The following is a 21,566-nucleotide window of genomic DNA, read 5'->3' on the forward strand; positions in this document are numbered from 1 at the left end:
GCGAAAGGAGGTCTCGGTGGGGATACTGCAACGGATCGAACGCAAGCTCGAAGGAGCCGTCGACGACGGTTTCGCGCGAGTCTTCGGTGGTCAGGTCGCCCCACAGGAGATCGAACAAGGACTGCAGCGTGAGGCGGAGGAGTCGCTGGAGAACCTCGGCGACGGCGCGATCCTCGCGGCCAACAGCTACACCCTGCTGTTGAGTCCGACCGATCACGAGCACATCGCCGCGGAATACGAACTGAACCGCAAGACCTTTTCCAAGCATCTGGAACACTTCATCAAGGACAACGGGTGGCAGACCTACGGCCAGGTGGTCGTAGAGTTCGAACAATCGCCATCCCTGCACACCGGGATCTTCCGCGTCCGCGGCGCGGTCAACCCCGATGCGCGGCCCCGACCGGTGCCGGCGCCGTCGGGACACGGCGCGCCGCCTCCGAAGGCCCCGCACCATCCAGCCGGACCACCGGCCCCGAGACCTCTCCAGGCCAACCCAGACCAAGGAGCCCCGAACATGACTCAGAACCCCGGATACGACCAGCGCAGGGGCGCCGATCCCGCTTACGATCAGCAGGCTTACGATCAGCAGGCTTACGACCAGCAGGCCTATGACCAGCAGGGATATGACCAGTACGGTCAGGGCTATGGCCAGCAGGGGTACGACCAGTACGGTCAGCAGCCCGGCTACGACCAGGGCGGCTACGACCAGGGCTACGGCCAGCAGCCCGGCTACGGCCAGCAGGGCTACGGCCAGGGATACGCACCCCAGCCCGGCTACGAGCAGCAGGGCTACGGCCAGCAGCCCGGCTACGACCAGGGCTACGACTACCAGCAGGGTTACGGCCAGCAGGGCTATGACCAGGGTTACGCACCCCAGCCCGGGTACGACCAGGGCTACGGCCAGCAGGGCTACGGTCAGCAGCCGGCCGGCTACGACTACCAGGGCGGCTACGACCAGGGCTACGGCGCCGGACGCCCGGCCGCCGGCTACGCGCCGACGACCATCACCCTGTACCTCGAGGACGGCAGCAACCGCACATTCCAGCTGCACGAGGGGTCGAACGTGATCGGCCGCGGCCAGGACGCGCAGTTCCGCCTGCCCGACACCGGTGTCTCGCGCCGCCACGTCGAGATCCGCTGGGACGGCACCACCGCCCTGCTCACCGACCTGAACTCGACCAACGGCACCACCGTCAACGACCTCCAGGTCAACACCTGGGAGCTCGCCGACGGCGACCGGATCCGCATCGGTCACTCGGACATCACCGTCCGGTTCTCGTAGGCTCCACCCCCACCGAGGTGACGCCCGCTCCCCCGGCGCGGGCGGTGGCCGAGAACATCCCGGATGCCGGGTCGCCGTCCGCTTGGTCCGGATGTCGGGTCGGCGGACGGTTGATACTGAACTGTCATATGTGAATGACCGGCTTCGGCGGAACTGCCCATAAGATGCACTCGGGTCCGCCGGTTCGATCGGCACCGGCCGTGGTGCCCGGCGGATGGCCGAGGACCGGACCGAGATGTGACGGAGCTGGAGGTGAACGCACGACATGCAGGGCTTGGTTCTGCAACTGACCCGCATCGGGTTCCTGCTGTTGCTGTGGCTGTTCGTCTTCGCCGTCATCCGGACGTTGCGCGCCGACATCGCGACAGCCGGCGGGCTGCGCATACCGCGGTACCCGGGAGGTTCGGACAAGCGTCGCCGCGGCTCCGGTCGCGGCACGGCCCGGTATCTGGTGGTCACGCACGGCGCACTGGCCAACACCCGGATCAGTCTCGGACAACAGCCCGTCCTCATCGGGCGCGCCGACGACTCGACCCTGGTCCTCACCGACGACTACGCCTCCGAACGGCACGCGCGGCTGTCGCGCCGCGGTGACGATTGGTACGTCGAAGACCTCGGTTCCACCAACGGCACCTACCTCGACAGGTCCAAGGTGACGACCGCGGTCAAGGTCCCGTTGAACACGCCGATCCGAATCGGCAAGACCGTGATCGAGTTGCGCCCGTGACACTTGTGTTGCGCTATATCGCGCGCAGCGACCGCGGTCTCGTCCGGTCCAACAACGAGGACTCCTTCTACGCCGGTCCGCGCCTGCTCGCGCTCGCCGACGGGATGGGTGGCCACGCCGCGGGCGAGGTCGCCAGTCAGCTCGTCATCCGCGCGCTCTCCGAACTCGACGAGGACGAGCCGGGTGGCGACCTGCTCAGCCAACTCGACCGCGCCACCCGCGCGGGCAACGAGGCCATCGCCGCGCAGGTGGCCGAATCGCCGGAGCTCGACGGCATGGGCACGACGCTCACCGCCATCCTCTTCGCCGGCAGCCGAATCGGCTTGTGCCACATCGGCGATTCACGCGGATATCTGTACCGCGACGGCGTCCTCACGCAGATCACCCGCGACGACACCTTCGTCCAGACCCTCGTCGACGAGGGACGCATCACCCCCGAACAGGCACACACGCACCCACAGCGGTCGTTGATCATGCGGGCCCTGACCGGCACCGAGGTCGAGCCGACCCTCACCATGCGCGAGGCCCGCGCCGGCGACCGATACCTGCTGTGCAGCGACGGCCTGTCCGACGTGGTGAGCGAGGAGACCATCGCCGAGACCCTCGGATCGATCGCGGATCCGAAGGAATGCGCCGACCGCCTCATCGAACTCGCGCTCCGCGGCGGCGGCCCCGACAACGTGACCGTCGTGCTCGCCGACGTCGTCGACACCGAGTTCGGCGACTCCCGTCCGATCGTCGGCGGAGCCGCCGGGGGCAACGAGGAGCACTACACCCCCGATCCCGCGACCGCGGCCGGCCGGGCCGCCGCCCTGCGTCCGCCACCGGTCGAGCCGCAACACCCGACCGTGCTCGGCGACGCCGAGGCGGTGCCGCAGCACCGTTCGCCGGTGCGCCCCTGGCTGATCGCCGGCGTGGTCGTGGCCGTCATCGCCGCGCTCGTCGCGGGCGTGTTCGTGGTGCGCGCGATCGTGCGCAGCAACTACTACGTCGCCGCCGACTCCGGCGGGGACGTCCTGATCTACCGCGGCTCCCCGGCCGAGGTGCTCTCGCTGTCGCTGTCCGAACCCGTCACCCGGGTCTGCGTCGAGAATCTCGACAAGGAGAAGCCGACCTACACGTTCATCCCATACGGCGAGGAATGCGAGTTCCCGCTCAACCTCGACGACCTGGTGTCGGGTCCGGCGCAGTCGGTGAAGGACGTGATGATCCGCGACCGCAGCGCGGAGGAGATCGAGGGTGTCGTCACCCGGGAGCTCACCTTCAAGTGCGACAACTCCCCGTCGTCGACACCGCCCGCCCCGACGGCCACCGCGAGCCCGACGCCCCCGGCCCCGAGCCCCACGCCCGCCCCGCGGGCACCCGCCTCCCCGTCCGGCATCCCGCAGCGCGGCGCTTCCGAGTCGGTGGCCCCGCCTGGCGCCGGACCCACCGCCAAGCCCGCTCCGCCAGAGGACTCCGGCACCAGCTGCCGGCAGCAGGTGAGATGACCCAAGCAGCGCCCACCCCACACGCCCAGCCACGCCAGCCCACGAGTACCGGCCGCAACGCCGAGCTGCTCCTGCTGGGTTTCGCCATCGGGCTGGTCACCGTCGCGCTACTCGTCGTGCAGGCCGCCCAGGATCAGAGCGTGTCCTGGGACATCCTCAAGTACGTGGTCGCGTACTCCGCGCTGTTCGGCGTCGCCCATGTGGTGGTCCGCCGCTACGCGCCGCACGCCGACCCGATCCTGCTCCCCGTCGTGGCGGTCCTCAACGGACTCGGCCTGGTGCTGATCCACCGCCTCGACCTCGGCTCGGGCAACACCGGTGAGTCGATCACGCCCACCGACGCCACGCGCAACGCCGACCAGCAACTGCTGTGGGCGGCGCTCGGAATCTTCGCGTTCTCTGCGGTGCTGATCCTCATCCGCGACCACCGCACCCTGTCGCGCTACGCCTACACCCTCGGCCTGGGCGGCCTGGTCTTCCTCGCGATCCCGGCGATCCTGCCGGGCCGGTTCTCGGAGATCAACGGCTCGAAGAACTGGATCATCACGCCGATCTTCTCGATCCAGCCGAGCGAGTTCTCGAAGATCCTGATCATCATCTTCGCCGCGGCGATCCTGGTGTCGAAGCGCGACCTGTTCATCACCGCCGGTCCGCACGTACTGGGTGTCGACCTGCCGCGCGCCCGCGACCTCGGCCCGCTGCTGGCCGCGTGGGGCATCGCGATCCTGGTGATGATCGTGCAGAAGGACCTCGGCACCTCGCTGCTGATCTTCGCGACCATCCTGACGATGCTGTACGTCGCGACCTCGCGCGTGGAGTGGCTGGTGCTCGGCATCGGCCTGTTCGCGATCGGCGCGGTCCTCGCGTGGTCGATCTTCTCCCACCTGCAGACCCGCGTGTCGGTGTGGGTCGACCCGTTCAAGGACTTCGACGGCTCGGGCTACCAGATCGGGCAGAGCCTGTTCGGGCTGGCCACGGGCGGCCTGTTCGGCACCGGACTCGGTTCGGGCCGGCCCAACATCGTGCCGTTCGCCAACACCGACTTCATCATCTCGACCATCGGTGAGGAGCTCGGCCTCGCCGGGCTGACCGCGATCCTGCTGCTCTACCTGGTGTTCATCCACCGCGGCCTGCGCACCGGCATCGCGGTCCGTGACAGCTTCGGCAAGCTGCTGGCCACCGGGCTGGCGTTCACCATCGCGATGCAGGTCTTCGTCGTCGTCGGCGGTGTCACCAAGCTGATCCCGCTGACCGGCCTGACCACGCCGTTCCTGTCGTACGGCGGTTCGTCCCTGCTGGCGAACTACATCCTCGTCGCACTGCTGATCCGGATCTCCAACGCCGCGCGCGAGCCCGATGCGGTGAAGAAGCGTCCGGCCGCCAAACCGGTCGACGCGATGCCCACCCAGGTGGTGAGGCGCCGATGAACAAGCCGATCCGCAACGTGTCGGTGGCGGTGATCATCATGATCGTCGCGCTGCTGGCCAACGCCACCTACGTGCAGGTCTTCAAGGCCGACGCACTCAAGACCGACCCGCGCAACAACAGGGTGCTGCTCGACGAGTACTCGCGCCAGCGCGGCCTGATCACCACCTCCGACGGCACGGTGATCGCGCTGTCGGTGCCGACCGACACCCGGCTGAAATTCCTGCGGCAGTACCCGGCCGAGGGTGCCGAGGCCTTCGCGCCGGTGACCGGCTTCTACTCGTTCCAGTACCTGGCGAGCCAGCTCGAGCACTACGAGAACGCCATCCTCAACGGATCCGACGACCGGCTGTTCGGTCAGCGGTTCATGGACATGTTCTCCGGCCGCGACCCGCGCGGCGGCAACGTCGTCACCACGATCAACCCGAAGGTGCAGATGGCCGCCTACCGGGCGATGATGAACGGTCCGTGCGACGGACCCTGCCGTGGCGCCGTCGTCGCCCTGCAGCCCAACACCGGCAAGATCCTGGCAATGGTGTCGACGCCGAGCTACGACCCGAACAAGCTGGCCAGCCACGACCAGGAGGTCCGGGAGAACGCCTGGGAGGCGTGGAACCGACCGGGTGACACCGCCCAGCCGATGCTCAACCGCGCCATCAACCAGCTGTACCCCCCGGGATCGACGTTCAAGGTGGTCACCTCGGCGGCGGCGCTGCGCGACAACATCACCCCCGGCATCCGGCTCACCGCCGCGCCGTCGTTCCCGCTTCCCGGCACCAACGTGTCGCTGCCGAACTACGGCGGCGAGACCTGCCCTGGATCGTCCGGCGGAACCGTGTCGCTCGAGACCGCGTTCAAGTACTCGTGCAACACCGCCTTCGCCGAGCTGGTGACCGAGAAGATGTCCGACTCGATCGCCAAGTTCACCGAGACCGCGAGCCTGTTCGGACTCGACCAGCCCGGTCCCGACATCCCGATACCCGTCGCCGACTCGACCGTGGGTCCCATCCCGTCGCTCGATGTCCTGGCGCAGGCGTCGATCGGACAGCGTGACGTGCGCGTCACCCCGTTGCAGAACGCGATGATCGCGGCGACGGTCGCCAACGGAGGTGTGCGTATGCAGCCGTACCTGGTGGATAAGCTTCAGTCGGCGGATCTGCGCACGTTGCAGACCACCCCGCCGACCACGGCCAACAAACCGATCACCCCGGAACAGGCGGCCGAGCTGACCCAGATGATGATCGAGTCCGAACGCGCCACCGCCGGCGCCGGCGGACCCGTGTCCATCGCGTCGAAGACCGGCACCGCCGAGAGCGGTTCGAGCACGGATACCCCGTACGCCTGGTACATCGCGTTCGGTCCGTCGTCGAACGCGCAGATCGCGGTCGCCGTGGTGGTGGAGAATGGGCAGTTCGGTGCGGATTCCGTCGGCGGCACCGTGGCCGCCCCGATCGGGCGTGAAGTGATCAACTCACTGGTGGGAGGTGGCAGTCGATGACCCTGCAGAACGGCACCACCATCGGTGATCGGTACCGGCTCATCCGCCTGATCGCGACCGGCGGCATGGGTCAGGTGTGGGAGGCGCTCGACACCCGGCTGAACCGCCGGGTCGCGGTCAAGGTGCTCAAGGCCGAATACACCAACGACCCGGAGTTCATCGCGCGGTTCCGCGCCGAGGCGCAGACCACCGCGAAGCTGAACAACCCCGGCATCGCCAATGTCTTCGACTACGGCGAGACCCCGGACTACAACGGCGGCGACCCGCTCGCCTACCTGGTGATGGAGTTGGTCGACGGCGAGCCGCTGAACTCGGTGATCGCCCGCCTCGGCCGCCTCTCGCTGACCAACACGCTCGACATGCTCGAGCAGACCGGTCGCGCGCTGCAGGCCGCCCACAGCCAGGGCCTGGTCCACCGCGACGTCAAGCCGGGCAACATCCTGATCACACCGACCGGCCAGGTGAAGATCACCGACTTCGGCATCGCCAAGGCGGTCGACTCGGCACCGGTCACCAAGACCGGCATGGTGATGGGCACCGCCCAGTACATCTCGCCCGAGCAGGCCACCGGCGACGAGGCGACCGCCGCGTCGGACGTGTACTCGCTCGGCGTCGTCGGCTACGAGGCGCTCACCGGGCGCCGCCCGTTCCTCGGCGACGGCGCGATCACCGTGGCGATGAAACACATCCGCGAGGCCCCGCCGCCGCTGCCGTCGAATCTGCCGGCCAACGTGCGTGAGCTCATCGAGATCACGATGGCAAAGGACCCGCGGCACCGGTACGCCAACGGCGGCGAGTTCGCCGACGCCGTGGCCGCGGTCCGTGCCGGACGCCGTCCGCCGCGTCCCGGCGCGGCCGGTGCCGCCGTCGCGGGCGCCGCGGGCGGGGCTGCGCTCGGCGCGGGTGTCGCCACACGTCCGGCGACCGCGCCCGCGAGCGCCTCCCGGCCGGTCACCCCGCGCCCGACCGGCCGCACCCCGCTCCCGCCACCGCCCGACGACAGCTGGACGACGGGTCAGAAGGTGCTCGCCGGTGTCGCCGCCGCACTGCTCGTCGGAGCGATCGGCCTCATCGGCTTCTACCTGCTCGACAGCGGTGGCGGCGACCCCGCGCCGCCCGCGCCGTCGACCTCGTCGACGATCACCCAGACGTTCACCACGACGGTGGCGCCGACCGAGGAGCCGGACGAGACCACCACGACGCGTCGTCCCACCCGGACCACGACCGAGAGGACGACGACCACCTCCGAGGAGACGACGAGCACCACGACCGAACCGCCGACACAGACGACCACCGAGGAGACCACGGACACCGGCGCCGCGACCGGAACGCCGTGTTTCCCCGGGGTGCCGTTCCCGTTGTGTTAGATCAGACCCATGCCGATCCCGCATCAGCGAGCAGCGTTCCTGTCGATGTGACAGGCTGACCCCCGAGGCAGATGACCACACCACACCTCCTCTCCGACCGCTACGAACTCGGTGAAACGCTGGGTTTCGGTGGCATGTCCGAGGTGCACTACGCCCGGGATCTCCTGCTGCACCGCGATGTGGCGATCAAGGTGCTCCGTGCCGACCTGGCCCGCGACCCGTCGTTCTATCTCCGGTTCCGCCGGGAGGCGCAGAACGCGGCGAAGCTGAACCACCCGACGATCGTGCAGGTCTTCGACACCGGTGAGGCGGAGACCGACGACGGCCCGCTGCCGTTCATCGTCATGGAGTACGTCGACGGCGACACGCTGCGCGACATCCTGCGCTCCAACGGTCCGATCGCGACCCGCCAGGCGATGACCTGGATGGCCGACGTCGCGGCCGCGATGGACTTCTCCCACCGCAACGGCATCGTCCACCGCGACATGAAGCCGGCGAACGTCATGATCGACAAGTCCGGCGCGGTGAAGGTGATGGACTTCGGCATCGCGCGCGCGATGAGTGACTCGACGTCGACGATGACCCAGACCTCGGCGGTCATGGGCACCGCGCAATACCTGTCGCCGGAGCAGGCGCGCGGCATCAAGGTCGATCCGCGCAGCGACATCTACTCGATGGGCTGCGTGTTGTTCGAGTTGCTCACGGGCGAACCGCCGTTCACCGGTGACTCGCCGGTGGCCGTCGCCCACCAGCACGTGCACGAGGACCCGCCGTGGCCGTCGCACGTCAACCCCGACGTCCCGCGCGAGCTCGACTCGATCGTGCTCAAGGCGATGAGCAAGAACAAGGACAACCGGTATCAGTCGGCCGCCGACCTGCGGGCCGATCTGATCAAGGTGCTCGCCGGCGGCAAGCCGTCTGCGCCGATGCTGCTCACCGACGAGGAACGTACCGAGCTCATCGACACCGGGCCGCGCCGCCCGTCGCTGTCGGAGATCACCGGACCCCGCCGCGCCATCCCGCTGCGGACCGGCGGAAACCACCGCCGCGACGACACCTACGACGCCGACGGTGACGATCTGCCCATCCGGCGACGCTCCCGCAAGCTGATGGTCGGGGCGGTCGCCGCGGTCCTGCTGCTCGTGGCCGCGCTGCTGGTGTGGTCGCCGTGGGGCGGGGGGACCGACTCCCAGGTGACCGTGCCCGCGGTCGCGGGTCTCACCTCCGAGGACGCGCAGGCCGCACTGGAGCGCGCCGGGTTCGAGGTACGCGTCCTGGAGGAACCCAGCCTCGACATGAAACCGGGTCTCGCCACCAGATCGACGCCCGGCGAGGGCGTGCTGGCCGCCGAGGGATCCGAGGTGGCGCTCTACATCTCCACCGGGCCACCCCGGCAACGCCTGCCCAGTGACCTCGTCGGCAAGACGCCGTCGGAGGCGCTCGACCAGCTCAAGGTGCTCGGTTTCACCAACGTCAAGACCGCACGGGTGGACTCCACCGCCGACATGAAGGACAAGGTCGTGTCGACGGCACCGAAGATCGGCACCGAGGTCCCGGTCAACGGCGCCGTGGTGCTGAACGTGGGCAACGGGCCGAAGGAGGTCACGGTCCGCGACGTCGTCGGCATGACCGAGGACCGGGCCCGCACGATCCTCGAGGAATTGGGGCTCGTCGTCGACGTGGTCGCGGTCGACTCCGACCGGCCGGCCGGTGAGGTCATCTCGACCTCGCCGGGACCGGGGTCGACGGCCGAGCAGGGCAGCCCGGTCCAGATCTCGGTGTCGCGCGGCAACATGTTCACCGTGCCGAACCTGCGCGGCAAGACGCCCGCCGAGGCGCAGGCCGCGCTCGAGGCGGCCGGCTGGGAACGGTCGACGCTGACCCGTCAGAGCCGCAACGTCCCGCTCAACAGCCCGGACAACGGCAAGGTCGTGGGTCAGGAACCGCCGGCGGGGGCCAAGGCGCGCAAGAGCGGCGCGATCACGATCATCGTCGGCCAGGCGAGCCTGCTGCCGAACTGAGTACTAGCCGACCGCGCTGGCCATCTCCGCCTCGAGGGCGGCCACCCGCGCCTCGTCGACCCCGATGCCGCACACCTCGAGCCAGTTCGCCAGCATGCGGTGACCGCCCTGGGTCAGCACGCTCTCGGGGTGGAACTGCACACCGTGGATCGGCAGCTCGCGGTGCATCATCGCCATGACGATGCCCGACTCGGTGCGGCCGGTGACGACGAGTTCGTCGGGGATGGTCTCGGGCAACACGGTCAACGAGTGGTAGCGCGTCGCCACGAACGGATCCGGGAGACCGGCCAGCACGCCCTTGTCCTCGTGGAAGACCAGCGAGGTCTTGCCGTGCAGGAGTTCCGGGGCGCGGTCGACGGTCCCGCCGAACGCCGCGCCGATCGCCTGATGTCCCAGGCAGACGCCGAGCAACGGCAGCTTTTCGGAAGCGGCCACCTCGACCATCGGCATCGTGGCGCCGGCCCGCTGCGGGGTGCCCGGTCCGGGGCTGAGCAGCACGCCGTCGAAACCGGCGACGGCCTCGCGCAGATGCCCGGAGTCGAAGGGCTGCAGACGGGAATCGTCATTGCGCCACACGACGGCCTCGACACCGAGCTGGCCCAGGTACTGGACCAGGTTGTAGACGAAGCTGTCGTAGTTGTCGATGACGAGAATGCGGCTCACGCACGCAAGGCTACCGCCGAAAGCGGGTACGCCCGTCGGCGACCTGGTGAGATACCGTAGAAGTCGAGTGTTTTCCACACCCGGGCCGCTCGTCGACATCCCATGTCACAGCACCCGGAACGCACGACCGCCCACGGCGGTACAGCACAACAGAGGATGTCATGCCGAAGTCAAAAGTCCGGAAGAAGACCGACTACACGATCAACCCGGCGAGCCGGACCCCGGTCAAGGTCAGCACCGGCCCGTCGAGCTCCATCTACGTGGGCGTGATGCTCGGCCTCATGCTGCTCGGGCTCGCATGGCTCGTCGTCTACTACCTCGCGGCCACTCCGACCACCTACGGCGGCGAGGGTCAGGTCCTGCACTGGATGGCCGAACTCAACTCGTGGAATTTCCTCATCGGCTTCGCGCTGATGGTCGCCGGCCTGTTGATGACCATGCGGTGGCGTTGAGATCCTTTACCCCCAGATTTATCCACAGGAAGCCTTGACCAGGGAAAACACATGTGTGTAAGTTATCCACACTGTGGAAATAACATGTGTGTAAGTTGTCCCCACTGTGAGTAACTTCTGTGGATAACTTTGGGAATTCCTCCACACACGAGTGGGCGACCCCCGTGCCGGCGGGGGTCGCCGGCTGCATCGGCGGCGTGGTCCTGGCCGGCGCCGCGGTCCTCGTGGCCAACGATCCGGCGGGCTCGGTTCTCATGGGCATCGCCGGTGTCCTGTTGCTCGCGCTCGGCGTCCACACGCTCGCGGTCCGTCCCCGGTTGGCGGTGACCGCAGGCACTCCACCCACCCTCACCGTCCGCACCCTCACGGGACGCCGGACCTACACGCCCGACCATGTGGAGCGCATCCGGTTGCTGACGATGCGGCGCATCGGCCGCCGCACGGGCCAGTTGGAGATCGACGTGCTCGACGAGGGCGCCGCGCGTGATGACGCGCGCCTGCTGGTCTTCAGTCGATGGGATCTGGGAACCGACCTGCTCTCGGTGGTCGACGACCTCCGCGCGGCCGGGTTCCGCGTCGACGACGACCGATAGCTCCGGGCTCATGCCCGCAGGGTGTCAGACGGCACCGACAAGAACGGCACCGACAAGAACGGCACCGACAGACGAGGGGCGCCGGGAACCCGCCGCCGTTGTGGGCGGCGGGACGGCCGAAGGGCCACCTGGGCGGAGGCGGGGCCTCAGCGGATGTAGATGGGCCCGTCGTACGCGACGCCGCCGGCCACACCGAGCGCGATCGCGAGGAAGAACAGGGCGGCCAGCGCGATCCATCCGACCCGGCTCACGGACTCGGGCGTTCGGCCGCCCTGCGGCAGGACGATGCCGGGGAGATAGACCACGGCGGCGGTTGCCGCCGCGCCGAAGGCCAGTCCGCCGAGATGGCCCAGGACCGAGATGCCCGGCAGCGAGAACGACAGCACCACGTTGAACGCGATGATCGTCAGGACCGGCACGGGCGAGACCCGCGCCTTGAGGATGATGACGAGCATCGCGCCCATCAGGCCGTAGATGGCGCCGGAGGCTCCGGCGGTGACGGCGCGGTCGTTCTCGAAGAGCATGACCGCGGCACTCCCGCCGAGCAGCGCGATGAGATAGATCGCGAGGTAGCGGAACATCCCGAGCGCCAGTTCGAGATCGCGGCCGAGGATGTAGAGCGAGAGCATGTTCACCGCGACGTGCATCACGGAGAAGTGCAGGAATCCGGCCGTCAGCAGACGCCAGTACTCGCCCTGCGCCACATCGCTCTTGAGGAGATCACCCTCGCTGAAGATCGCCGCGGCGCCGGGGTCACCGAAACCGCTCTGGGCGGCGCACAGCAGGAAGATGAGCACGTTGACCGCGATGAGGCCGTAGGTGACGTACGGCTTGGTCGGCGCCAGCCGCGTGGTGGCCATGCGCCGGATCCCGCGATCGCCGAAATCCGGCATCCGTCGGGCACTGTCCCGACCCAGGCAGTCGAGACAGTGCTGGCCGACGGACGCCGGTCGCAGACACTCCGGACATGCCGGTCGCCCGCACCGGCTGCATGCCAGTCCGGTGGGGCGATCGGGATGCCGGTAGCACACCGCCGGGTGACCGGCGGTGTGTTCCGGGAGGTTCAGTTGACCTCGATCTTCTCGATCACGACCGCGTCGAGCGGACGGTCCTGACGGTCGGTCGCGGTGTTCGCGATCGCGTCGACGACCTGCTGCGACGCCGGATCCGTGACCTCACCGAAGATCGTGTGGCGACGGTTGAGGTGCGGGGTCGGTCCGACGGTGATGAAGAACTGCGAGCCGTTGGTGCCCGGTCCCGCGTTGGCCATGGCCAGCAGGTACGGACGGTCGAACTGCAGTTCCGGGTGGAACTCGTCGGCGAACTGGTAGCCGGGGCCGCCCATGCCGGTGCCGGTGGGATCGCCGCCCTGGATCATGAAGCCGGCGATGACGCGGTGGAACACCGAGCCGTCGTAGAACGGGCCGGAGTTGCCGCCGGAGGCGTTCGGACGGCTGTACTCCTTGGTGCCCTCGGCGAGGCCGACGAAGTTGTCGACGGTCTTCGGGGCATGGTTCGGGAACAGCTCGACCTTGATGTCGCCGCGGTTGGTGCGGATGACTGCGGAAGATTTCTGTGTGGTCACCCCTCCATCCAACCACTTGTGGCCCTCCCGCTGACCCGGACGTCGTTCTCAGGTGCGCAAACGCGTCGGGTGCAGGGCTCCCGACGACGCGGGGGCGAGGTGGCATCGCCATCGGCGGGCTGGCACTCTTGACGCCATGCCGAAGAAGTACCTGATCGCCGCGCTGTCGCTGCTCGCAGCGTCGGTCGCCGCCGGTGTGGGCGTCCTGGTCCTGCGCCGGACGCGCACGGAGCCGCCGCCGGTCTCCCCGACCGTTCCCCGTGTCGAAGAGGTGAGCAAGGCCCTCGCCGAGCGCGCCGAGACACAGGCCTCGTGACGCAACCGGCGACGGTCGATCCCGGCACCCGCGGACCGCGCGGGTAATTTGGACACGTGACCTCAGACGACGAGCGCCCGACGACACCGCCCACCGGATCCGGTGGTGGCACGGACCGGGCGCACGAGTCATGGTCGATGCCGCCCTCGTCGGGCCCGGACGCCATCCGGGGATCCGACGGCCCGGCGTCGAGCAGACCCGACCCGACCTCCCGGGAGACGAGCAGATCCGCCGGCCCGAGTTCGGGAAGCACGGCACCGTGGGAGCGGATTCCGAGCGCACCCATCACCGCACCCACGGGCCACGGTCCGTCCGACGCCGGGCGTCAGGGACCAGGCGGGAACGTCCCGCCCGGTCCCCCGTCCGGTGTTCCCCGGCCTCCTCGGCAGGGCCCCGCACAGTCCGGCCCCCGACCCGCGCCCGGCCCGGGCCCCGCGTCTGGCTCACCCCGGCCGCCCGGCGCGCACTCCAGCGGTCCGCGTCCGCGCCCGGGCCCCGGCGTGCCGGGTACACCTCCGGGTCCTGCAGGACCCCCTCGGCCCGGTCCCGGACCACAGGGTCCCGGACCCTCCGGCCGTCCTCCGGCCGGACATCGTCCCCCACCGCCCGGCATGCGTCCACAGGAACCGAAAAGCTTTCCACCACAGGGCAATCCACAGCAACCGGGGCCATCCGGTGCGCCGCAGGGCCGACCGGGCACGGGTGGCCCTCCGCCCGGCGGGCCGGCGATGCGGGTGGGCGGCCCGCCGCGTCCCGGCCCGCCGGGCGGACGACCGGGCGTCCCGCCGGCGAAATCGCGTCCCGATGCCCTCGGCGACGAGCCGACGCGCCTCGACCAGCGCCCCGGCACTCCCGAGAACGACGCCGGCGCGACCGACACCCCGCAGCGACCGGACGCGGCGAGCACCGTGCTCGTCGAGAAGCCGGTGCAGCCGCCGCACGACGACACGCCCGGATCATCCGAGGACCGTACGGTCTTCGCTCCCGTCTCGCAGGCGTACTCTGCGATCGATCCGACCACCGAGGACGAACCGGAGGACAACGTGGCTTCCCAGCGTCGAGGCGTTCCGCGCCTCAATCGCACCGCGGTGTGGGCGCTCGTGCTCTCCGCGCTGGGCATCACCTTCTTCATCGGCTTGTTTTTGGGATACCGGGCACGCACCGAGATCCGTCGGAACCGTGAGAGCGGGAGGCCCTTCGCCGACGTCGCGATCTGGCTCGGCTGGTTCTATCTGATCGTCCTGGTCTTCGGGTTGCTGGTCTACGGCTGGATCCTGTTCATCGCCTGATCTGCGCAAATCCGACAGGTCGATGCCCGCCATCGAGGGTGCGCAACCACCCGCGAATCATCGATCCGCACCGAAACGACCCCGAATCGCCCACCGAATCCGCGCCGATTCGGTAGGAAGATCTGCAACACGGAAAAGGGTCGTCTTCCTGCGGGTTCGGTACCGGACCGGTCCCCGGGGACCTGGCGGCCCCAGGTCGTCGTGTCGCGACCGTACTCGCGCGTAATGGCGTCGGTCCGCAACTATCGATCTGTTGAACCACCTCGCGTGTGCCGAAAACACCGTCGGCACGACGAACCGAAGGAGCCGGTGATGTTCTCCCGAATCGCCATCGTCAATCGTGGCGAGGCCGCCATGCGCCTCATCCACGCCGTCAGGGGCCTGTCCGCCGAGACGGGGCAGCAGATCGAGGTCATCGCCCTGCACACCGATGTCGACGCCGCCGCCACCTTCGTGCGCGAGGCCGACGTCGCCTACGACCTGGGACCCGCGGCGTCGCGTCCGTACCTGAACCTGAAGGCGCTCGAGCGTGCCCTCCTGGAGACCGGCGCCGACGCGGCGTGGGTCGGCTGGGGCTTCGTCGCCGAGGATCCGGCGTTCGCCGAGCTCTGCGAGCGCATCGGCGTCACCTTCGTCGGCCCGTCGCCGGAAGCGATGCGCAAGCTCGGCGACAAGATCGGCGCCAAGCTGATCGCCGAGGAGGTCGGCGTGCCCGTCGCCCCGTGGAGCCGCGGCGAGGTGGAGACCATCGACGACGCGCTGGCGGCCGCCGAGCAGATCGGCTACCCGCTGATGCTGAAGGCGACCGCCGGCGGCGGTGGTCGCGGCATCCGCGTCATCACCAGCGACGACGAGCTGCGCGACGCCTTCGACCGCACCCGCGACGAGGCCGCCCGCGCCTTCGGCAGCGGCGTGGTCTTCCTCGAGCGCCTGGTCACCGGTGCCCGCCACGTCGAGGTCCAGGTCATCGCCGACGGCCAGGGCACCGCCTGGGCCCTCGGCGTCCGCGACTGCTCGGTGCAGCGCCGCAACCAGAAGGTCGTCGAGGAGTCGGCGTCGCCGGTCCTCGCACCCGACCAGGTCGCCGACCTCAAGGCCTCGGCCGAGCGGCTCGCCGTGGCCGTGGGCTACCGCGGCGCCGCGACCGTCGAGTTCCTCTACCACCCGGGCGAGAAGCTGTTCGCCTTCCTGGAGGTCAACACCCGACTGCAGGTGGAGCACCCGATCACCGAGGTGACCACCGGCTTCGACCTGGTACGCGCCCAGCTGCACGTCGCCGCGGGCAACAGGCTCGAGGGCGAGCCGCCCGTCGAGCGCGGGCACGCCATCGAGGCCCGCCTCAACGCCGAGGATCCCGACCGCGACTTCGCGCCCGCGCCCGGACGCATCAACCTGCTCGAGCTGCCCGCCGGCCCGGGCATCCGGGTCGACACCGGCGTCAGCGAGGGCGACACGATCCCCGCCGACTTCGACTCGATGATCGCCAAGATCATCGCCTACGGCCGCAACCGCGACGAGGCACTCGGCCGGCTGCGTCGCGCGATGCGCGAGACCCGCGTCATCATCGCCGGCGGCGCCACCAACAAGAGCTTCGTCCTCGAACTGCTCGACCAGCCCGAGGTCATCGACGGCAGCGCCGACACCGGCTGGATCGACCGCGTCCGCGCCGAGGGCGGCCTGGTCACCAACCAGCACTCGGCCATCGCGCTGACCGCGGCGGCGATCGACGCCTACGAGGAGCAGGAGCAGGTCGAGCAGCAGCGGCTGATGTCGACCGCGTCCGGCGGCCGCCCGCAGGTCCAGCACGAGAGCGGCCGCCCGCTCGACCTGAAGCTGCGCGGCGCGTCCTACCGCGTGCGGGTCGCCCGCATCGGCGCCCACCGCTTCCGCGTCGCCATCGAGGCCGGCGCCGACACCCTGACCGCCGACGTCGAGTTGGAGCGTTTCGACGACCACGCCGCGCAGCTGGTCGTCAATCGCGAGCGGTTCCGTCTGGTCACCGACACCCACGGCCCGGTCCATCTCGTCGACGTCGACGGCATCACCCACCGCGTCAGCCGTGACGAGGGCGGCGTGGTCCGCTCGCCCGCGCCCGCGCTGGTCGTCGCCACACCGCTGCAGGTCGGCGACGAGGTCGAGGCCGGCGCCCCGGTCCTGGTGCTCGAGTCGATGAAGATGGAGACCGTGCTGCGCGCCCCGGTGCGTTCGCGCCTCAAGGAGTGCGCGGTGTCGGTCGGCACCCAGGTCGAGACCGGCGCGACGCTGCTGCGCCTCGAGCCGCTGGCCGACGACGACGCCGACGAGGCGACCGAGGAGATCGCCGGCGTCGAACTCGAGCTGCCCGCCGAGCCCGAGGTCGAGACCCACGACCGCACCACCCGGAGCCAGGAGGATCTGCGCAGCCAGCTCCTCGGCTACGACGTCGACCCGAACGAGGGCACCCGCCTGCTCGACGAGTACCTCGCCGTCCGCCGCGAGGCCATCGCCAGCGGCCGGCGTCCCCTCGCCGACGAGCTCGAGCTGATCACCGTCTTCGCCGACATCGCCGAGCTCAGCCAGAACCGGCCGTCGAGCGACGAGCTCGGCGTCGAGCACGTCCACAGTGCGCGCGAGAACTTCCACACCTACCTGCAGAGCCTCGACGTGGAGCGCGACGGCCTGCCGGAGTCGTTCCACGACCAGCTGCTACGGGCGTTGCGCCACTACGGGGTCACCGACCTCGAGCGCACGCCCGAACTCGAGGCCGCGGTCTTCCGCATCTTCCTGGCCCTGCAGAACCCATCGGGCGCGGTCACCGTCATCACCACGCTGCTGCGCGAGTGGCTGCAGGAACCGACCCCGCGCGACGAACTGCGCGACGACGTGGGCCCGGCTCTGGACCGCCTCATCGCGGCCACCCAGATGCGCTACCCCGCGATCGCCGACCTCGCCCGCGGCGTCGTGTACGCCTGGTACGGCCAGCCGACGCTCCTGCGCGACCGTGCGCGCGTCTACAGCAACGTCCGCAAGCAGCTGCGCTACCTCGACGAGAACCCCGACGCGGCCGATCGTGGCGAACGCATCGACAACCTCGTGCGCAGCACCGAGCCGCTGGTCCGGCTGCTCGGTCAGCGCATCGAGCGCGGCATCGCCGACAACCGCGTCATGCTCGAGGTGCTCACCCGCCGCTACTACGGCAACAAGGGCCTGTCGGGCATCCGCAACGTCGACGCCGGCGCCACGACCTTCGTCGTGGCCGACCGCGACGGCAGCAGCCTCGCGTCGGCGGCGGTCGGATTCGAGGGGTTGCCCGCGGCGCTGAGCGGGCTCGGCGAGCTGGCCCAGGGCACCCCGGCCGTCGACTCCGACATCTACCTGAGCTGGGAGCAGCAGCCCGCCGACTTCGACGAGCTCGCCGGCACGCTGCACGAGATCGTCTCCAACGCTGCGCTTCCCCCGCAGGTCCATCGTGTGACCATCACGGTCGCGGGACGTGGCGACGCCCGGATGCACCATCACGTCACGTTCCGGCCGTCGTCGACCGGCATGGTCGAGGAACGCCTCATCCGCGGCCTGCACCCGCACATCGCGCAGCGCATGCGCATGGAGCGCCTGCGGAAGTTCGACCTCACCCGCCTGCCGTCCGCGGACGACGAAGAGGTGTACCTGTTCCGTTGCGTCGCCCGGGAGAACCCGTCCGACGTGCGACTCATCGCCTTCGCCCAGGTGCGCGACCTCACCGCGGTCCGCGAGCAGGGCGGCCGCCTGCTGACCCTGCCCACGGCCGAGACCGCGCTCGCCTCGTGCGCGGACTCGATCCGGCGCGCACAGCGCGGCGCGGCCCGCCCGTCGAGCGCCAACCGGATCGTCCTGTACGTGTGGCCGCCGATCGACGACGACCCGGCGATCCTGGACATGATCTCCGATCACATCCAGGGCGTCACCCGCGGCATCGGCCTCGAGGAGGTGCAGGTGATCGCTCGTCGCCGCAACCGGGCGACCGGCGAGCTGTCGAAGGTGTCGATCCACTTCTCGCTCAACGCCACCGGCGAGTTCGACGTCAGGGTCGGCGAGCCGACCAACGACCCGATCGAGCCGATCGACGAATACCGCCAGAAGGTCAAGCGCGCAGCCGCCCGCGGCAACGTGTACCCGTACGAACTGGCCGAGATCATCGGTGACTTCACCGAATACGACCTCGACGCCGAACACCGCCTGGTCCCGGTCGACCGGCCCAAGGGCCACAACACCGCGGGCATCGTCGCCGGCGTGGTCACCACCCCGACCGAGAAGTTCCCCGAGGGCATCACCCGCGTCGTGCTGCTCGGCGATCCGACGAAGTCGCTGGGCGCGCTGTCGGAACCGGAATGCAGCCGGGTCATCGCGGCCCTCGACCTCGCCGAGCAGATGCAGGTCCCGCTCGAGTGGTACGCGCTGTCGTCCGGCGCCCGGATCTCGATGGACTCCGGCACCGAGAACATGGACTGGGTGGCCCGCGCGCTCAAGCGCGTCGTCGAGTACACGCAGGCCGGCGGCGAGATCAACATCGTCGTCGCGGGCATCAACGTCGGTGCGCAGCCGTACTGGAACGCCGAGGCGACGATGCTCATGCACACCAAGGGCATCCTGGTGATGACCCCGGATTCGGCGATGGTCCTCACCGGCAAGCAGTCGCTGGACTTCTCCGGTGGCGTGTCGGCCGAGGACAACTTCGGCATCGGCGGCTACGACCGCGTCATGGGTCCGAACGGTCAGGCGCAGTACTGGGCCCCGAACCTCGGCGCCGCCCGCGACGTCCTGATGTCGCACTACGAGCACACCTACGTCGCCCCGGGCGAGACGACGCCGCGTCGCGCCGTCACCACCGACCCGTCGGACCGGGACATCTCGGACTATCCGCACGTGCTCGCCGGCAGCGACTTCACCACGGTGGGCCAGATCTTCTCGGCCGAGCACAACCCGGATCGCAAGAAGCCCTTCGACATCCGCACGGTGATGCGCGCCGTCGCCGACCAGGACCACCCGGTGCTCGAGCGCTGGGCGGGCATGGCCGACGCGGAGACCGCCGTGGTGTGCGACGTCCACCTCGGCGGCATCCCGGTGTGCATGCTGGGCATCGAGTCGCGTGAGGTGACGCGTCGCGGCTACAAGCCGACGGACGGTCCGGACACCTACACCGCGGGCACGCTGTTCCCGCAGTCGTCGAAGAAGGCGGCCCGCGCGATCAACGTCGCCAGCGGCAACCGTCCGCTCGTCGTGCTGGCGAACCTGTCGGGCTTCGACGGCTCGCCGGAGTCGATGCGCAAGCTGCAGCTGGAGTACGGCGCCGAGATCGGCCGCGCGATCGTCAATTTCCGCGGCCCGATCGTGTTCTGCGTGATCTCTCGCTACCACGGCGGTGCGTTCGTGGTGTTCTCCAAGGCGCTGAACCCGAACATGACGGTGCTGGCGATCGAGGGCTCGTTCGCCTCGGTCCTCGGTGGTGCGCCGGCCGCGGCGGTCGTGTTCGCCGGTGAGGTCGCCAAGCGCGTCGCCGCCGATCCGCGGGTCCGCGAGCTCGAGGCGCGTGTCGCCGAGTCCACCGGCACCGACCGCTCCAGCCTGAACGCCGAGCTGGCCGACATCCGGCAGTCGGTGCGCGCGGAGAAGATCAGTGAGATCGCCGCCGAGTTCGACAAGGTGCACAGCATCCAGCGCGCCGTCGAGGTCGGTTCGGTCGACGCGGTGATCCGCGCCGACGAGCTGCGTCCGCGGATCATCGGCGCGATCGAGACCTCCCCCGCCTGGGGTTCCCGGTCGCATGCCGTGAGCTCGTAGTTCTCACAAGCACGATCGCCACCTCCGACCTGGTCGGAGGTGGCGATCGTCGTTTCCGGCCGTGGCCGCCGACGTCAGCGGGAACCGTACGGGAGCAACGCCATCTCCCGGGCGTTGCGGATGGCGGTGGCGACCTGCCGCTGCTGTTGCGGGGTCAGGCCGGTGAGCCGCCGGCTGCGGATGCGTCCCTTGTCGGACAGGAACTGCCGGAGCAGAGCGACGTCCTTGTAGTCGACCGGGTTGCGTCCGTCGGCGTGCACGCCGAGCGCGGTCAGTTGGTTCTTGCGTGGAGCGGGACGCTCGCCGTCGCGTCGTGTCCTTCGGGTCATGAGGCCTCTCCTGTCGTCACCAACTGGACTTGTGGATGCCGGGCAGTTCACCGGGATGCGCGAGTTCGCGGAACCGCACGCGCGACAGACCGGCCTTGCCGATGTATCCACGCGGGCGGCCGTCGACGGCGTCGCGGTTGCGCAGGCGGGTCGGGCTCGCGTCCCGCGGAAGGGCGTGAAGACGACGCCTGGCCTCGGCCCGCTCCTCTCCGGTCGACGACGGTGCGGCGATGATCCGCTTCAGCTCGGCGCGGACGTGTGCATGACGGGCCACCACCTGCCGGCGCTGCTCGTTGCGGACGATCTTGGACTTCTTCGCCATCAGCGGTCCTCCGTGAATTCGACATGGGCCCGCGCGATCGGGTCGTACTTGCGGAGCACCATGCGGTCGAGGTCGGTGCGGCGGTTCTTACGCGTGACGTACGTGTACCCGGTGCCGGCCGTCGACCGCAGCTTGACGATGGGTCGGATCTCGTTGCGGCCCATCAGATCTTCTCCCCTCGTGTGCGCATCTTCCGTACGACCGATTCGATGCCGTGCGCGTCGATCGTCGCGATCCCCTTCGCACTCACGCGGAGCGTGACATATCGCCCCTCGCTCGGCAGGAAGTACCGCTTCCGCTGGATGTTCGGGTCCCAGCGGCGCGACGTTCGCCGGTGGGAGTGCGAGACCTGCTTGCCGAACCGTGGTTGTCGGCCGGTGACCTGGCAGCGGCGGGACATTCGCTCCTCCT

19 protein-coding genes are annotated in these 21,566 nt (G+C 69.5%); 12 read left to right on the forward strand and 7 right to left on the reverse strand.

The window, feature by feature from the left end; genetic code table 11:
• Positions 1-16: 16 nt before the first annotated feature.
• The 7 genes from ABFT43_RS20320 (at position 17) to pknB (ending at position 9,810) form a co-directional block, all read left to right on the forward strand.
• Complete coding sequence (locus tag ABFT43_RS20320; protein ID WP_347962088.1) at positions 17-1,282, forward strand: DUF3662 and FHA domain-containing protein; 1,266 nt, start codon at positions 17-19, stop codon at positions 1,280-1,282.
• A gap of 265 nt (positions 1,283-1,547) precedes the next feature.
• Positions 1,548-2,009: an FHA domain-containing protein FhaB/FipA gene (locus tag ABFT43_RS20325; RefSeq protein WP_347962089.1), complete on the forward strand. Its 462-nt coding sequence runs from the start codon at positions 1,548-1,550 to the stop codon at positions 2,007-2,009.
• Positions 2,006-3,499: a PP2C family protein-serine/threonine phosphatase gene (locus ABFT43_RS20330; protein ID WP_347962090.1), complete on the forward strand. Its 1,494-nt coding sequence runs from the start codon at positions 2,006-2,008 to the stop codon at positions 3,497-3,499. The genes ABFT43_RS20325 and ABFT43_RS20330 overlap by 4 nt, the downstream gene beginning before the upstream one ends.
• On the forward strand, positions 3,496-4,926 hold the full coding sequence (locus tag ABFT43_RS20335; RefSeq protein ID WP_347962091.1) for an FtsW/RodA/SpoVE family cell cycle protein: 1,431 nt from the start codon (positions 3,496-3,498) through the stop codon (positions 4,924-4,926). Before ABFT43_RS20330 ends, ABFT43_RS20335 begins: the two co-directional genes overlap by 4 nt.
• The gene (locus ABFT43_RS20340; protein WP_347962092.1) at positions 4,923-6,422 is read left to right on the forward strand and encodes a peptidoglycan D,D-transpeptidase FtsI family protein; all 1,500 of its coding nucleotides are present in this window, start codon (positions 4,923-4,925) and stop codon (positions 6,420-6,422) included. The genes ABFT43_RS20335 and ABFT43_RS20340 overlap by 4 nt, the downstream gene beginning before the upstream one ends.
• Entirely contained in the window at positions 6,419-7,789 is a 1,371-nt protein-coding gene (locus ABFT43_RS20345) for a protein kinase domain-containing protein (RefSeq protein WP_347962093.1), read from the forward strand. Before ABFT43_RS20340 ends, ABFT43_RS20345 begins: the two co-directional genes overlap by 4 nt.
• A gap of 71 nt (positions 7,790-7,860) precedes the next feature.
• The gene (gene pknB, locus ABFT43_RS20350; RefSeq protein WP_347962094.1) at positions 7,861-9,810 is read left to right on the forward strand and encodes a Stk1 family PASTA domain-containing Ser/Thr kinase; all 1,950 of its coding nucleotides are present in this window, start codon (positions 7,861-7,863) and stop codon (positions 9,808-9,810) included.
• 3 nt (positions 9,811-9,813) lie between these two features.
• On the opposite strand, the gene ABFT43_RS20355 is transcribed toward pknB, so the two are convergent.
• Positions 9,814-10,473, reverse strand: a complete 660-nt coding sequence (locus tag ABFT43_RS20355) for an aminodeoxychorismate/anthranilate synthase component II (RefSeq protein WP_347962095.1) — start codon at positions 10,471-10,473, stop codon at positions 9,814-9,816.
• Positions 10,474-10,634: 161 nt separating this feature from the next.
• Here ABFT43_RS20355 and crgA point away from each other — a divergent pair, with 161 nt between their 5' ends.
• Both crgA and ABFT43_RS20365 read left to right on the forward strand, forming a co-directional pair.
• A complete protein-coding gene (gene crgA, locus ABFT43_RS20360) occupies positions 10,635-10,925 on the forward strand; it encodes a cell division protein CrgA (protein ID WP_347962096.1) in 291 nt (96 codons plus the stop codon).
• Between the two features lie 119 nt (positions 10,926-11,044).
• Positions 11,045-11,518, forward strand: a complete 474-nt coding sequence (locus ABFT43_RS20365; RefSeq protein WP_347962097.1) for a PH domain-containing protein — start codon at positions 11,045-11,047, stop codon at positions 11,516-11,518.
• A 146-nt stretch (positions 11,519-11,664) separates the two neighbouring features.
• Here ABFT43_RS20365 and ABFT43_RS20370 read toward each other — a convergent pair whose 3' ends face one another.
• Positions 11,665-12,411: a rhomboid family intramembrane serine protease gene (locus tag ABFT43_RS20370; RefSeq protein WP_457590198.1), complete on the reverse strand. Its 747-nt coding sequence runs from the start codon at positions 12,409-12,411 to the stop codon at positions 11,665-11,667.
• Positions 12,412-12,581: 170 nt separating this feature from the next.
• The gene (locus ABFT43_RS20375; protein ID WP_347962099.1) at positions 12,582-13,103 is read right to left on the reverse strand and encodes a peptidylprolyl isomerase; all 522 of its coding nucleotides are present in this window, start codon (positions 13,101-13,103) and stop codon (positions 12,582-12,584) included.
• Between the two features lie 136 nt (positions 13,104-13,239).
• Here ABFT43_RS20375 and ABFT43_RS20380 point away from each other — a divergent pair, with 136 nt between their 5' ends.
• The 3 genes from ABFT43_RS20380 to ABFT43_RS20390 all read left to right on the forward strand — a co-directional run bounded on the left by ABFT43_RS20380 (position 13,240) and on the right by ABFT43_RS20390 (position 20,504).
• Entirely contained in the window at positions 13,240-13,419 is a 180-nt protein-coding gene (locus ABFT43_RS20380) for a hypothetical protein (RefSeq protein ID WP_347962100.1), read from the forward strand.
• A gap of 728 nt (positions 13,420-14,147) precedes the next feature.
• Positions 14,148-14,708, forward strand: coding sequence for a DUF4190 domain-containing protein (locus ABFT43_RS20385; protein WP_347962101.1), 561 nt, complete (start codon positions 14,148-14,150; stop codon positions 14,706-14,708).
• A 312-nt stretch (positions 14,709-15,020) separates the two neighbouring features.
• A complete protein-coding gene (locus ABFT43_RS20390) occupies positions 15,021-20,504 on the forward strand; it encodes an ATP-binding protein (RefSeq protein ID WP_347962102.1) in 5,484 nt (1,827 codons plus the stop codon).
• A 74-nt stretch (positions 20,505-20,578) separates the two neighbouring features.
• Here the strand turns inward: ABFT43_RS20390 and rpsR are convergent, their stop codons facing one another.
• From rpsR to rpmB, 4 genes are read right to left on the reverse strand one after another with little or no spacing between them, the layout of a single operon-like run.
• Positions 20,579-20,833: a 30S ribosomal protein S18 gene (gene rpsR / locus ABFT43_RS20395; protein ID WP_347962103.1), complete on the reverse strand. Its 255-nt coding sequence runs from the start codon at positions 20,831-20,833 to the stop codon at positions 20,579-20,581.
• 16 nt (positions 20,834-20,849) lie between these two features.
• Complete coding sequence (gene rpsN, locus ABFT43_RS20400) at positions 20,850-21,155, reverse strand: 30S ribosomal protein S14 (protein WP_347962104.1); 306 nt, start codon at positions 21,153-21,155, stop codon at positions 20,850-20,852.
• Positions 21,155-21,319: a 50S ribosomal protein L33 gene (gene rpmG / locus ABFT43_RS20405; protein WP_347962105.1), complete on the reverse strand. Its 165-nt coding sequence runs from the start codon at positions 21,317-21,319 to the stop codon at positions 21,155-21,157. The genes rpsN and rpmG overlap by 1 nt, the downstream gene beginning before the upstream one ends.
• Complete coding sequence (gene rpmB, locus ABFT43_RS20410; protein WP_347962126.1) at positions 21,319-21,555, reverse strand: 50S ribosomal protein L28; 237 nt, start codon at positions 21,553-21,555, stop codon at positions 21,319-21,321. Before rpmB ends, rpmG begins: the two co-directional genes overlap by 1 nt.
• Between the last annotated feature and the right edge of the window lie 11 nt (positions 21,556-21,566).

The sequence above is a fragment of the Gordonia aurantiaca genome (assembly GCF_039939235.1).
In the GTDB taxonomy this organism is placed as follows: domain Bacteria; phylum Actinomycetota; class Actinomycetes; order Mycobacteriales; family Mycobacteriaceae; genus Gordonia.

Coding starts and splice junctions, on each gene's coding strand:
- ABFT43_RS20325 (WP_347962089.1), top strand. CDS start 1,548: ATGCAGGGCTTGGTTCTGCAACTGACCCGCATCGGGTTCCTGCTGTTG.
- ABFT43_RS20335 (WP_347962091.1), top strand. CDS start 3,496: ATGACCCAAGCAGCGCCCACCCCACACGCCCAGCCACGCCAGCCCACG.
- ABFT43_RS20340 (WP_347962092.1), top strand. CDS start 4,923: ATGAACAAGCCGATCCGCAACGTGTCGGTGGCGGTGATCATCATGATC.
- ABFT43_RS20345 (WP_347962093.1), top strand. CDS start 6,419: ATGACCCTGCAGAACGGCACCACCATCGGTGATCGGTACCGGCTCATC.
- pknB (WP_347962094.1), top strand. CDS start 7,861: ATGACCACACCACACCTCCTCTCCGACCGCTACGAACTCGGTGAAACG.
- crgA (WP_347962096.1), top strand. CDS start 10,635: ATGCCGAAGTCAAAAGTCCGGAAGAAGACCGACTACACGATCAACCCG.
- ABFT43_RS20370 (WP_457590198.1), bottom strand. CDS start 12,411: ATGCCGGATTTCGGCGATCGCGGGATCCGGCGCATGGCCACCACGCGG.
- ABFT43_RS20380 (WP_347962100.1), top strand. CDS start 13,240: ATGCCGAAGAAGTACCTGATCGCCGCGCTGTCGCTGCTCGCAGCGTCG.
- ABFT43_RS20385 (WP_347962101.1), top strand. CDS start 14,148: ATGCGGGTGGGCGGCCCGCCGCGTCCCGGCCCGCCGGGCGGACGACCG.
- ABFT43_RS20390 (WP_347962102.1), top strand. CDS start 15,021: ATGTTCTCCCGAATCGCCATCGTCAATCGTGGCGAGGCCGCCATGCGC.
- rpsR (WP_347962103.1), bottom strand. CDS start 20,833: ATGACCCGAAGGACACGACGCGACGGCGAGCGTCCCGCTCCACGCAAG.
- rpsN (WP_347962104.1), bottom strand. CDS start 21,155: ATGGCGAAGAAGTCCAAGATCGTCCGCAACGAGCAGCGCCGGCAGGTG.
- rpmG (WP_347962105.1), bottom strand. CDS start 21,319: ATGGGCCGCAACGAGATCCGACCCATCGTCAAGCTGCGGTCGACGGCC.
- rpmB (WP_347962126.1), bottom strand. CDS start 21,555: ATGTCCCGCCGCTGCCAGGTCACCGGCCGACAACCACGGTTCGGCAAG.